Genomic DNA, 12990 nt, shown 5'->3' with positions numbered 1-12990 from the left:
GTTGATCAGAATTAATTTAACGAATTATTTTTTAACATGGATTGGTTCATCACGGCGCTTTTTATATATGAAAAACAATCTACTTTTGTAAGCGAATTTTTTATTAATATACACAATGATCGAATCAGCTATGTGAGGTCATTCATTGATATCCTGACGATTTCTGGCTCTTTTCCATTCAATAAAAGTACAAATCAGCGCTGTTGGTAGTATAAGGACAAACTGGAGGTAAAGAAAAGTGAATAAAGGGGAAGGCGTGACTATAGCAATGATAAGAATAAAAGGGGCTAGCATAAAGCCTAAAAGACACCCATAGATTAAACTATAACGCCAAGAGGCTAACGCTAATTTACTTGCAAAAAAGTGATTAAATAAGAGATTGGTAATGATGGCTGGAATGCATCCTAAGAGATAACCAATTGGAGTAATCAAGATGGATGCAGCAATCATTGGAAATATAATAGATGGTGTAATGAGTCCTTTTAAAAACCGCATTGGATCATAAAAAAATAATCCGCTGTGAAATGTGATCGTGATAATAAATGTACCAATGAGTGGACCACAGAGGATAAATGCAGATATTTTTCCTTGGTTATTCTTTGACATATCCATATTGAGGCGAGCCCCTTTTTTTCCTTTTTATAATGTGAATGTAGTAAAACATTAGCATAAAAAAAGACTTCAGAAGAAGCCTTTTAGTGATTTATAATCGTCTCGGATGAGATAATCAATAATTAAGAAACTTTATCACCTGGTTTCGCACCAGATTCAGGTGAAATCACCCAAACACCATCACCATTCCCAGCAGCAAGTACCATACCATTTGAAATACCAAAACGCATTTTACGCGGCGCAAGGTTTGCAACCATAACCACCAATTTGCCAGTTAAGTCTTCAGGTTTGTAGAACTCACGGATCCCACTGAATACATTACGTGGTTCAGCTTCGCCGACATTTAGAGTCAATTGAAGCAGTTTATCAGAACCTTCTACTGTTGCTGCTTCTAAGACTTCAGCAACACGCAAGTCGATTTTGATAAAGTCATCGATCGTAATGATTTCTGCTTCACCCACTTTGGCTTCAGGCTTTTTCTCTTTGGTTTTTTCAGTTTTCTTTTCTGCTTTCGCTGGTGTTGCAGCAGCTAAAGATTCTTTTGATGCATCAACCATTGCAGCAACTGCTTTTGGATCAACACGTTGCATCAATGGCTGGAATTGAGCAATTTCATGCGCAACTAAAACCGTTTTTCCTGAAGCAAAATCAAAACTTTCAAGTTTTAAGAAGTCTTGAACTTGTGTTGCCAAAGTTGGTAGTACAGGTGCTAAGTAAACAGCCAATTGGCGGAATAGGTTGATTCCAACAGAACAGACATCATGAACTTGTTGTTCCTGACCTTCTAGTTTTGCCAAAGCCCATGGTTTTTTCTCATCAATATACTGATTTGCACGATCAGCAAGTGCCATGATTTCACGTATAGCCGTTGAAAACTCACGCGCTTCATAAGATTGAGCAATCGAAGCACCCGCATCAATGAAACTTTGAACCAGCTCAGGTTCAGCACATGTTGCAGACAAGCTATTGTTAAAATTGCTGTTAATGAATTTTGCACAACGACTGGCAATATTCACAACTTTTCCTACTAAATCTGAATTTACTTTTTGTACAAAGTCATCAAGATTCAAATCAGAATCTTCAACTTTATCAGAGAGTTTAGAAGCAAAGTAATAACGTAAATACTCAGGATTTAAGTGCTGTAAATAGGTTTCAGCTTTAATAAATGTGCCACGCGATTTTGACATTTTTTGACCATTTACAGTCAAGAAACCATTTACGAATAGACCTGTAGGGGTGCGGTAATTTGCACCTTCTAACATTGCAGGCCAGAACAACGCATGGAAATATACAATGTCTTTACCAATGAAGTGATAGACCTCATTTTTAGAATCTTTTTTCCAGTAGTCGTCAAAGCTTAATTCTGGGCGTTTCGTTTTGATGTAATTTTCAAAACTTGACATATAGCCAATCGGGGCATCAACCCAAACATAGAAATATTTATTTGGTGCATCTGGAATTTCAAAGCCGAAATAAGGTGCATCACGAGAGATATCCCAATCGTTTAAACCATTTTCAAACCATTCATCTAACTTATTGGCGATCGAAACAGGTAAACGACCTTCATCACGCGTCCATTTTTGCAAGTATTCGGCAAAGTTTGGGAGTTTAAAGAAATAATGATCTGATGATTTTTCAACAGGTGTCGCACCACTTAATGTTGAGCGTGGATTTAACAGCTCTGTTGCATTATAGGTCGTACCGCATACTTCGCATGAGTCGCCATACTGATCTTCCGCTTTACATTTTGGACAAGTCCCTTTAATGAAGCGGTCTGACAAGAACATGCTTTTTTCAGGATCAAACAACTGAGTAACAGGACGAATCGCAATATTGCCTGCCTCGCGGTTTTTAATATAGATTTCCTCAGAACGGGCTTTATTTTCATCGCTATTGGTTGAATCATAGTGATCGAAATGTACGCCAAAGCCATCAAAATCACGAATATGCTCTTTTTGCACATTGGCAATTTGTGCTTCTGGGCTAATTCCATTTGCTTCTGCACGGAGCATGATTGCTGTACCGTGTGCATCATCCGCGCAGACATAAGTCACGTCATGACCCATTGCACGCATGGCACGAACCCAGATATCTGCTTGGATGTAGCCGAGTAGGTGACCCATATGAATAGGACCATTTGCGTATGGAAGGGCGTTAGTGACTAAAATATTTCGCACGGATATAACTCTCTTTCTCAAAGTTAATGCAAGGGCATTGATTTTAGCGTAATTGCTATGAAGATGCACAACAGAATAGGTGAATTCTTTTCAAATGTAGATTTTTATGCATATTCTTATATCTGCCAATTCATTATTATAGAATGGTGTATTCGTGTATTTCCCAAGAGCAATAAATCTATGATTGATGATGAATATTTTGATGATGACCAGCCTGTAACCCGTATTCCACAAAATCAAAATAGTAAAAATCTGATTGAAAAAAATATTCTGAAACAAGCTGAACGCTATTTTGCAGATATTTCTGAAGATGAACATCAGTATCTTATTGAAACACTCAATGGGTTTGCTCAAGAAGAGCCTTATTTTGAAGTTTTAGCCAATCAATTGGATCAGCCTGTAGGGGCTAAAATTGCCAATGACGCTCTCAATCTATTGCATTTTTGGCAATTGACACATGAAGCTGAAGATATTGCTCAGTTTAATCTTTTAGATGTGATCAACAGTGCGTTTTTTCAGTCTGAGATGTTTAAAGCTTTTGATCAATTAGCACTGGGTGAGCAGAAGTCACAATACCAAGCTGTGTTAGAACAAAGCTTTAAACTCTATCAATTAAAGTTGTATGCGGGATGTATTCCATTGCTTTATGCCCAATTGGAAGGTTTGTTAACGGCTGTTTTAGTTCAAAATGGTTATTTAAAACAACAGGACACCAAGTTTATTGATGTCTATAAAATCGTTCCTGGGTTAAAAGGTCATGAGATTAAAAGTTTGTGGCATAAAGCTAAAATTGCCAATGAATTGAATCATTATTTTTTAGAGTTGGCTGCTTATAAAATGGATAGTAGTTCAACGGTGAGTATGACACGGCATAACATTCTACATGGTACGGATTTGAATCATTTTAATCAGGGTCGCAGTTTCGTATTGTTTATTTGGCTATTTGCGGCAGTCAGTTTTATGGGAAATGTCCGATCATAAAGTTCCAATCGTGATGATTCTTCACCTAAACTTCACATCCTAATCAAACACGCTACATTTTAATTTTAGAAACTAACACCAAGATCGAAGAAGGAGAAAATCATGCGGTCTTGGTATGTATTTGTTGCTTCAGCATTTGCAAGTTTAGCGGCTGTTCTCAGTTTAGTTGTGCCATTTTGTCTTTTTCTATATTTTTATCAGGGCGATTTATTTATTTCAGCTTCTGAACGAACTTCAAGCCGAGGCATGGAAGTCGTATTGTATTTAACTCCATTTTTACTGCTGGTCGGGTTTTTTAGTTACACAGTTATTTTTAAAGTATTTAACGTACCTCAAAAAATCATCGAAACAACGCAGATTATAAAATCTATAACTTGGATCTCTATCATGATGCTAAGTTTTTTATTGTTAGTTTTATGTTTAGATGGTGCTCTATCTAGTTTTATCGAGGCATTGAGTTATTTAATCTTCGTTTATTTACTGTTATTGCTCCCGTTTTGTATCGGTCTAGTTCTCGGAAATGCAGTTTACTTCATTTTATGCAGAAAATTTAATGCGCAGAATATGTTTAGAAAACAAGTACATCATTGGGTTTAAATTTGCGTTTCATGTTATGTTCGAACTTCGATATCAATAAGAAATTACCTATGCTTAAACTGATTGCTGAAGACTTTATCCAAGTGGATAAAATTGATTTAGTTTTACCTTTATATCAACAATTAGTTGAGCAAACTAAACGAGAAGCGGGCTGTATTGCCTATGATTTATATCATGATTTACGCAATACAGGGCATTTTGTATTTATTGAGGAATGGGTGGATCGAGCTGCTTTAGATGCCCATGTTCAATCCTCCCATTTTCAGGATTTAGTCCCGAAAATTGATCAACATAGAAGACAAGACGGAATTTTTACCCATATGCAGCATTATGATGAATTGTTTAAAAAATGAATATTTAGCATTCATCTTCAATCATTTTCTTAATTTTGATTGCCTTTTCAAAATGATCAAGCTGATGGGTTTTAATCCACCATTCTGCCACTTGCATTAAGGTTTCTGGGTCATCATTTTTATTGGCAAAGAATGCATAAAAAGATAAACCAACATCATCTCCCTTTTTAGCAATTTTATCATTACAGACTCGGATAATTTTTTCTTTCATTAAGTGTTGCATTCGATAAGACTCAGTGTTTGTTTTAATTCAATGATTTTCAATCAATCAGAATAGGCTATTTTATTCATTTTGAAACAAAAAAACACATCGCTACAAACTGTGTATGAATTGTTAAAGAAATGCATCTTTTTACATTTTATGGAGTTTCAGTTGTTATAACTAGGGTGAGACTTAATTAAATAGGAAGAAAATCATGACAAATTTAGACGATTTAAAAAACAAAGCTTCTGAAGTAATTGATGATGTGAAGTTAAAAGCCAAAGAAGCAAAATTAGGTGCTGAAAAGGTTGCAGATGACCTCAAACATAAAGCAAAAGAAACACTGCTTAAAGGTGAGCAAGCTGTAAATGATTTGAAGCACAAAAAAGATGATGAAAAGTAATTTGAACAATCACTGAACAGCGCCACGCTGTTCAGTGATACTTTTTACTTAAGGTTCTTTACGAATCCACTCAATTTCACGAATCTGATTATTCACTACCGTAAAAGTATAAGTTACATTCTCAATCTCATAGATATAGTTGGATACGGTAACCGTCGTTTTACCTTCTTTACGTTCATAAGTGTTCATTGAAATTGGAGATTGACCAATTCGTGTCGACATTTCCGTCAAACTATCACCTACAGAAACCAATTGTCCTGAAGATGTACGCACCGCAGTTGTAGATGTTCCAGCAAAAGCTGAACTCGAAATGATTACAGTAAAAACTAAAAATAATAGAGACTTCATAGACCTACCTTATTATTGTCAAAAATTACACAAAGTTGTTATGACCCAATCTGACTATAGCTATTTTTTATCCAGTATTTGTATGGGAATTATTAAGACAGCGTTTGTCATAGCAAACTAAATCGCAAAAACTAAAAGTTCATTCTGAACAATGAGATAAAATGATTGAATAGATTATTTTGGATGCTAAACCAACTAAATCAGTAGGATTAATAACAACATTCAAAAAGCTGAATAGAAGTTTGCTTAACCTCAGGTCAATTTACAGTTAAACTATCTGTTCTCAGTATTTATTGTATTTGCAAATTTGGAGCAAATCTATGTCGTGGCTTTCTTCGCTTAAATCAGTTTTTTCTCCTGCGCAGGAGGTGAAAGAGGAAGAAGTCCAATCTGTTTTGCAAAACTATATTTTGCCAAATTCAAATGTCTTAAAAGATCGTATTACTCAAGTGAATGTTGTAGGCCGAGTATTACAACTGACAATTAATACTTATCCAGAAGAGGCAGATCATTTACAAAAAATTCATGATGATCTCGCAGATGCATTGGAGAAGTGCGGTATTCAAGAGTTGAATCTGCATGTGATCCAACAAAAAATTCAACATGATTCGAGTTGTGGCAGTGACCAACATGGAAAAGCAGGGCATAGTTGCGCTTCAAAGCCCAAAGAGCAACATCCTAATCTTCCTCCAGTTGTCGATGCTTCTGCTAAAATGGCAAATACACAAGAAGATCCTAATAATCCACCGATTCAAAAAGCAGCACCGCAACAACGAGATATTCCGAAGCACCCTCGAATTCAAAATGTGATCCTTATATCATCGGGTAAAGGTGGGGTGGGTAAATCAACTACCACAGTAAATATCGCATTGGCTTTGCACAAACTAGGCTTAAAAGTCGGGGTTTTGGATGCTGATATCTATGGTCCAAGTATTCCAACAATGCTGGGGAATGCAGGGCAAACACCTAAAATAGAAGGTGAAAATTTTGTACCATTAGAAGCTTATGGTATGGCGGTACTTTCAATCGGTCATTTGATTGGAAAAGAAAATACACCAGTTGCTTGGCGTGGTGCAAAAGCCACAGGTGCATTGATGCAACTGTTTAATCAAGCGCTATGGCCTGATTTAGATGTTCTAGTCATCGATATGCCACCTGGTACTGGTGATATTCAATTAACCCTTGCCCAGCGTATTCCTGTAACAGGGGCTGTGATTGTGACAACACCTCAGAATGTAGCCCTGATGGATGCTGTGAAAGGAATTGAACTGTTTAATAAAGTACATATTCCAGTTATGGGTGTTGTGGAAAATATGTCGACACATATCTGTTCAAACTGTGGTCATGAAGAACAAATTTTTGGTACAGGTGGCGGCGATCAATTGTCTGAGCAATATAATATTCCGTTGTTGGGACGATTGCCTCTAAATGTTCAAATTCGTGAAAATGCTGATGCTGGTAAACCTTCTGTGATAGCAGGAGATGTTGCTGCAGAAAACTATATGGCTATTGCTGAAAAAATTGCACAAGCTTTACCTAAAGCCGAAAAAGATCCGCATAGAATTTTCTAAGAATTGATCTCTCAAGCGTCCTCTCTTTATTTTAACCATTGAATTAAGGAGAGGATGGTTGAGAATGAATCAATGAAATATTTAAACTTACTCGATAATAAGATTTTATATGCACTGCCCATTTTCAGTATCCTCAAAAATCAAATAATTAATGCTAAATATGAAGGGTATGGTACAAACGATGTTAAGTTAATTAAAGTTATTCTTAATTCAAAAATAAAATTTAAATCGCCTTCTCTTAACTATCTGTATAAAAATATAGAAAATTGATCAACTGGTATATTCATTGCTTAGGTATAATTTCTAATTTAAACCATTGAGTAGACCATGCTATTAAAAAAAATCTTATGTGCTTTAGGAATCTGTAGTTCGGTGTTCTTGGCTGCATGTAATGATAGTGATTCAGATAAAACCAATTCTAATTCAACGACACAGAAATCATTGCAACCCATCATTATTCAAGGTGCATTACCTGTAGAATCTGAGCAAATGGCCTCAAAACTAAGCAATTCTACAGTCGAAACGTTCGGTGGTTGGACGTTTTGGAAAGGAACCTATCAAGGTTATCCGGTGATTATCTCTAAAACAAGAATGGGAATGAGCAACTCTGCTGCCGCAACAGCAATTGCGATTGAACGTTATAAACCCATTGCGATTATTAACCAAGGAACATCAGGTGGACATGATCCAAATCTTAATGTCTATGATATTGTTTTAGGTCGTTACACCACCAATATTGGTGCGTTTAGAACACCTAAAAAAGTAGTTGGAGAGGGTTCAAATTCTCTTGAATGGACAGAAGCTTTTGATGTGTTGCCTACGGATGAGTCTGATCCTGAACCGATTGCAATTCGTAAATTTGAAGCAGATAAAGATCTGTTATTGGCAGCACAGCGTGCGAAAACCAATTATAGCAAGGGCCGTGTGGTTGAAGGTACTATTGGTTCAGCAGATGTTTGGAACAATGAATTGGACCGAATTGCATTTTTCCATAAAAATTATGGCACTTCTGTAGAGGAAATGGAGGCGGCATCTGTGGCACAAATTGCCAGCCAATATAAAGTACCATTCCTTGGTGTTCGTATTTTATCGAACAATATTACCAACGGGGGCGCATATGATCCAGGCACTGGAGAAGCATGCCAGCATTATGTTTTAGATGTGGTTGTTGAATATATGAAAGCTAAACAAGCCGCTTTAAAGTAATTTTTTATCAAAATAAATTGGAGTTTGCTTAGAGAGTTTTTGGCTGTTTTTTACGGCTATTCCACTTTTTAATCACGCTCCAACGCCAGTAAATACGTGTCACAATAAAGAGCAGCGATGCAAATACGAATGCTTCAATAAACAAACCTGTTGCAAGAATTTTGGCTAGGCTAAAATCAATATGCCCATGGCCAAAGTTTTTGATCCAATGAATGATTTGATGGAAAACACCGAGTAACATTTCCTTATTAATCATATGCACATGATAAATTTTGGAACCAATCCAAAAGGCAAAAATCAAAATTGGCACAATGGTTAAGGGATTCATGATCCAAGCTAAAATTAAACCAATCGGTAAATTAGCTTCAAAGAATAATACTGAAAAAATAATTAATAAGGTGTGGAATGGAATAGGCAAGATGCCCCAAAAGGTACCAATAAACATTGCCTTAGAAATTGATTTTCGATTGACATACCAAAGCTGAGGACTTAAGGCTTTATCGCCAAAAATCTTCATGAATTTCAAATTGTTGACTCGCTCTGGACTAGGGAGCCAAGACTGAAAAAAATGCTTTGCCATAAAAGTAGAAAATGCAAGAAAGGTAACTATTGTGCATCAATGTAGATAAAAACGACAACCTTTCTGACAAAAAACCTAATGAGTAAGAGAGAAATATGGATAAAGAATAGTCAATAAAACTGAAAATTTACTTAAAAAGCCCTTGATTCGTACCAAAGATAGCCTTTAACGGAACTACTTGGTATTTTACCGCTAATCAGTGTGCTATTTGGGAATAAACTTACTGATTTAAAAGGTATTCTTATTGATTTTAAAGTTTGATTTTGGACATAAAAACAGCATTTCTTCGATCAGTGACTTTGCAGTTCTTATCTGATTTTAAGTTTTCAAAGCATTGAAAATAAAATATATTTTTATTTAGGGTAATGTTCTTCAATAAGTTCTCTTACAATTAATTTTTTGCCAATTCAATTTAAAAGATTTAATCTGCGATCAATCCATTGATGAGGTCATTTAATGATTTCATGGTTTTTTATTGGCTTGGTGGTGACGATTCTTTTGACACCAGGACCAACCAATACGCTTTTAGCATCTTCTGGAATTCAAGTTGGAATTCGAAAATCTCTTGCATTAATTCCAGCGGAAGCGCTTGGCTATCTTATCTCCATTACCATTTGGGGATTAATTATTGGATCTGTGTCTAAACAGTTTCCAAGTGTACCTGTTATTCTTAAATTATTTAGCGCAGGTTATATTTTATTCCTGGCTTTAAAATTATGGCGTACAGCAAATCGAGATGAAAACTTTAATCATGCGACAATTCGGGCGCGTGAGTTATTTTTTGCAACCCTTTTAAACCCGAAAGCACTTCTCTTTGCTTCTGCAATTTTTCCAACACATGTATGGCAAAATGCGTCTGCTTATACTTCACATATGTTGGTGTTTTTATTATTAATCGTACCGATTGCATTTTTTTGGACATTTATTGGTTCTGTGATTTGCAGTAATAAAGTGACTTGGCTCAATCAGCGGAATATGCAAAGAACTGCTTCTTTAGTTTTAGTGAGTTTTACTGTACCACTGAGCTATTCAGCACTTTTAAGCCTTTAACAATCGATTATAGTTAAACTTAAGTTTGTACGTTTATTTACAGACTTGGGTTGCTCTATTTCGTCATAAACATTCCTTTCAAAAGCAATTTCAGTTAAAGTACAGCGCAGTAAATAGCACAGTTTTGGGATAGAGATAAATGGCAATTAAGTCTGATCGTTGGATTCGTGAAATGAGCGAAAAGCACGGTATGATTGAACCGTATGCAGAAAACCAAGTGCGTTATGATGAACATGGTGAAAAGCTAATTTCTTATGGCGTATCTAGCTATGGTTATGACGTACGTTGTGCACGTGAGTTTAAAGTCTTTACCAATGTTCACTCTGCCATTGTCGACCCTAAAAATTTCGATGAGCGTAGTTTTATCGACATTGAATCTGATGTTTGTATCATCCCTCCAAACTCATTTGCGTTAGCACGCACTGTTGAATATTTCCGTATTCCACGTAATGTTTTGACGATCTGCCTAGGTAAATCGACTTATGCACGTTGCGGTATCATTGTAAATGTAACGCCACTTGAACCTGAATGGGAAGGTCATGTGACATTAGAGTTTTCAAATACGACGAATTTACCTGCGCGTATTTATGCCGGTGAAGGTGTTGCTCAAATGCTGTTTTTTGAATCTGATGAAGTTTGTGAAACCTCTTATAAAGATCGTGGTGGTAAATACCAAGGTCAGGTTGGGGTAACCTTACCTAAAGCTTAAATTAAAAATGAGCTGAAAGAAGCAAGTGTAAATCACTTGCTTTTTTTATGTATATATCAACATGATAAATATGTTTAATATATTATTTTTCAATAAAAATTTTTAAATTAAATCATAATTAAACATAACCAAATGAGATTTAAATGTATTTAAAATTATTGTTTTTTATCGGAAAGTGTAAAAAAATCTCGGTATAAATTTTAATCTATGATATAAAAAGATGCTAAATATAAATGTTATTTATATCATTTTATTTTTTCAAGATTCGAAGGATAATTTAGCGTTGGTATAAAAATAAGGTCAAGCTTTGCTAAGGATGGAAGCGTACAATGTTCGAAAGAAAATATTTAAGTGTTGTATTACTAATATTGAGTGTTTTAGCAATGAGTACGACTCATGCTGCGACTTTACAGGCATTGACTGACGAACAATTGTCAGAAACGACAGGTCAAGCACTCATGAGTTTGACTTATATTGCACCAACAGATACTGCGAATTTAGAGGCTCGCCGCACAGGTGGGGATAGTACTGTTGGGTTTTATAAACTAGGTTTAGAAGCGACTGTCGAATTAAATGCAAATATCAAAAAACTTCAATTAGGTTGTGGTGGTACCAATGGAAGTGGTGCTTGTGATTTAGATTTAGATAGTGTTTCTTTTGGTTGTATTACAGGGGCAGCAGGCTATTGTATTACATCTGCAACAACAAACCCGAATCAACCTACTGGCATTGATAGTAATAATGCCATTAGTAATCAAAAGAATATGAAGGATTTTGTCTTAACAAATCCTTATTTTCAATTTGCAATTAAAAATCCTAATAGTGCCTCTACTCGAGAAGTTGTTGGTATACGTATAGGAGCAGAAAAAGCAGAAGGCCCATTATCTATCGGTAATTTAAATAGTTTTAGTGGATATTTTACAGGAAAGGCAAATTTAACAATGTTAGGTGAAACAAATGTTTCTCCTGTAACCTCAACAACCTGGAATTCAAGAGCGATATCAACACCTAGTGCTTTTCTAGGATTGGATGATGCTACAATTTTAAACCTAGGTTTAGCTTCAGTAAAATATAGTGAAATTACCGCAAATTATTCAACTGTAAGTAGAAATGGTTTAGCTGTTTCTGTCGTTGGGAACCGTGTTAGTCAAGCAAAAATAATAGGTTTGGACTTAAGTTCAGTTGTAGATGATATTATAAATGGTACTTCAACCACTTCAGCATTGGAGTTAAATACCAGTAACTCTTGTGTAAGGATTATTGGTATTTGTTCTGGATCTTTTGGTGCAAATATTGGTAATGCTTTATTACCAGTGTTAAGAGGTGGTATTTCCGATTATATTAAACAACAGTTAGCAACAGGATTAGGCACTTCTGTTTCGGGATTGAGCACTTATCAAATGCCTTATAATTTAAGTAACGTGCATCAAATAGATGTGAATTCAAATACTTTTGGTATTGCTCTATCTGCACAAAATTTACAATATCCTGATTATGCAGCAGCAGTGAGTAAAGGTTGGAGTATGTATCTTCAAGATGCTTTTACGCTTAATATTTCAGATAAAGTAAGTAATCTTGTGAGTAATATTGCTTCAAGTTCAAATGCGAAAGATGGAAATATTACTTTATTAGAACAGCCTTATCGTAATTGTTATGGTTCATTAAAATTCTGTTAATTTTTTATTGGTTTATAGTGACTTCAAAATAAAAGGACTAAGCCCTGTGCAGTACAGGACTCAGTCCTTAAAAACCCCTTAATTAATCCGTCCAACTTATAGGGGGCAGATCATTCAATGGGTTTTTTATAGTTTAAATTGTATTGCCACAGATGTCTGTCGTTCCAACTGGATAGGTGAACTGAATTTGTGTTTGAGTTGCATCAAAATCATAACTACATGCAGCCCAACTGATTATAAAAATTGAATTTATCATTAAACCGAATATCATTCTTTTCATGGTGTATTCCTTTTTGTTTTGAGATTTTACTATAAAGTTAAAATGGAATAGATTTGAAAATATCCGATAAAAAGGTTTAAAAAATTTAAATATTAAATACTTGATTTAAGTGGATTCATTTTAATTAAAATGTTTGAACTATTTTTATATCTATCTTTGATTTTTTATTTATATTTGAATTTAAAAAGTTTTTATTCTTGAAAATTTCTATAGAATTTTTTTCATGTGTTTTGATGCTATTTGGC

16 protein-coding genes are annotated in these 12990 nt (G+C 35.2%); 10 read left to right on the top strand and 6 right to left on the bottom strand.

The window, feature by feature from the left end:
* Positions 1–138 precede the first annotated feature (138 nt).
* Together ACZ5QH_RS19130 and metG are read right to left on the bottom strand one after the other, a co-directional pair.
* Complete coding sequence (locus ACZ5QH_RS19130; RefSeq protein ID WP_303577638.1) at positions 139–612, bottom strand: hypothetical protein; 474 nt, start codon at positions 610–612, stop codon at positions 139–141.
* A 122-nt stretch (positions 613–734) separates the two neighbouring features.
* Complete coding sequence (metG, locus tag ACZ5QH_RS19125; RefSeq protein ID WP_303577637.1) at positions 735–2789, bottom strand: methionine--tRNA ligase; 2055 nt, start codon at positions 2787–2789, stop codon at positions 735–737.
* A 180-nt stretch (positions 2790–2969) separates the two neighbouring features.
* Here metG and ACZ5QH_RS19120 point away from each other — a divergent pair, with 180 nt between their 5' ends.
* The 3 genes from ACZ5QH_RS19120 (at position 2970) to ACZ5QH_RS19110 (ending at position 4720) form a co-directional block, all read left to right on the top strand.
* Positions 2970–3770: a hypothetical protein gene (locus ACZ5QH_RS19120; RefSeq protein WP_303577636.1), complete on the top strand. Its 801-nt coding sequence runs from the start codon at positions 2970–2972 to the stop codon at positions 3768–3770.
* A 102-nt stretch (positions 3771–3872) separates the two neighbouring features.
* The gene (locus ACZ5QH_RS19115) at positions 3873–4367 is read left to right on the top strand and encodes a hypothetical protein (RefSeq protein ID WP_303577635.1); all 495 of its coding nucleotides are present in this window, start codon (positions 3873–3875) and stop codon (positions 4365–4367) included.
* A gap of 50 nt (positions 4368–4417) precedes the next feature.
* Entirely contained in the window at positions 4418–4720 is a 303-nt protein-coding gene (locus ACZ5QH_RS19110; protein ID WP_016539416.1) for a putative quinol monooxygenase, read from the top strand.
* Positions 4721–4724: 4 nt separating this feature from the next.
* Here the strand turns inward: ACZ5QH_RS19110 and ACZ5QH_RS19105 are convergent, their stop codons facing one another.
* A complete protein-coding gene (locus ACZ5QH_RS19105) occupies positions 4725–4943 on the bottom strand; it encodes a DUF6500 family protein (RefSeq protein WP_004723831.1) in 219 nt (72 codons plus the stop codon).
* Between the two features lie 193 nt (positions 4944–5136).
* On the opposite strand from ACZ5QH_RS19105, the gene ACZ5QH_RS19100 reads away from it, so the two are divergent.
* The gene (locus ACZ5QH_RS19100; RefSeq protein WP_004723829.1) at positions 5137–5325 is read left to right on the top strand and encodes a hypothetical protein; all 189 of its coding nucleotides are present in this window, start codon (positions 5137–5139) and stop codon (positions 5323–5325) included.
* Positions 5326–5373: 48 nt separating this feature from the next.
* Here ACZ5QH_RS19100 and ACZ5QH_RS19095 read toward each other — a convergent pair whose 3' ends face one another.
* On the bottom strand, positions 5374–5673 hold the full coding sequence (locus ACZ5QH_RS19095) for a hypothetical protein (RefSeq protein ID WP_239044965.1): 300 nt from the start codon (positions 5671–5673) through the stop codon (positions 5374–5376).
* Between the two features lie 320 nt (positions 5674–5993).
* On the opposite strand from ACZ5QH_RS19095, the gene apbC reads away from it, so the two are divergent.
* Both apbC and ACZ5QH_RS19085 read left to right on the top strand, forming a co-directional pair.
* Complete coding sequence (apbC, locus tag ACZ5QH_RS19090; RefSeq protein ID WP_004723826.1) at positions 5994–7244, top strand: iron-sulfur cluster carrier protein ApbC; 1251 nt, start codon at positions 5994–5996, stop codon at positions 7242–7244.
* Between the two features lie 327 nt (positions 7245–7571).
* A complete protein-coding gene (locus ACZ5QH_RS19085; RefSeq protein WP_464016760.1) occupies positions 7572–8450 on the top strand; it encodes a 5'-methylthioadenosine/S-adenosylhomocysteine nucleosidase in 879 nt (292 codons plus the stop codon).
* A 28-nt stretch (positions 8451–8478) separates the two neighbouring features.
* Here ACZ5QH_RS19085 and ACZ5QH_RS19080 read toward each other — a convergent pair whose 3' ends face one another.
* Entirely contained in the window at positions 8479–9030 is a 552-nt protein-coding gene (locus tag ACZ5QH_RS19080) for a DUF2062 domain-containing protein (protein WP_303577634.1), read from the bottom strand.
* A 456-nt stretch (positions 9031–9486) separates the two neighbouring features.
* Between ACZ5QH_RS19080 and ACZ5QH_RS19075 the strand changes: the two genes are divergently transcribed.
* From ACZ5QH_RS19075 to ACZ5QH_RS19060, 4 genes are all read left to right on the top strand, one after another.
* Positions 9487–10080 (top strand): LysE family translocator, encoded by a 594-nt coding sequence (locus ACZ5QH_RS19075; protein WP_004723817.1) that lies wholly within the window; start codon positions 9487–9489, stop codon positions 10078–10080.
* Between the two features lie 139 nt (positions 10081–10219).
* Complete coding sequence (gene dcd, locus ACZ5QH_RS19070) at positions 10220–10789, top strand: dCTP deaminase (RefSeq protein ID WP_004723815.1); 570 nt, start codon at positions 10220–10222, stop codon at positions 10787–10789.
* A 329-nt stretch (positions 10790–11118) separates the two neighbouring features.
* Positions 11119–12465, top strand: coding sequence for a hypothetical protein (locus tag ACZ5QH_RS19065; RefSeq protein ID WP_004723813.1), 1347 nt, complete (start codon positions 11119–11121; stop codon positions 12463–12465).
* Positions 12466–12472: 7 nt separating this feature from the next.
* On the top strand, positions 12473–12547 hold the full coding sequence (locus ACZ5QH_RS19060) for an IS3 family transposase (RefSeq protein WP_151027095.1): 75 nt from the start codon (positions 12473–12475) through the stop codon (positions 12545–12547).
* 51 nt (positions 12548–12598) lie between these two features.
* On the opposite strand, the gene ACZ5QH_RS19055 is transcribed toward ACZ5QH_RS19060, so the two are convergent.
* The gene (locus ACZ5QH_RS19055; protein WP_303577633.1) at positions 12599–12745 is read right to left on the bottom strand and encodes a hypothetical protein; all 147 of its coding nucleotides are present in this window, start codon (positions 12743–12745) and stop codon (positions 12599–12601) included.
* Positions 12746–12990 lie beyond the last annotated feature (245 nt).

This window comes from Acinetobacter sp. Ac8 (assembly GCF_055392545.1).
This window is presented reverse-complemented; position numbering and strand designations above follow the sequence as displayed.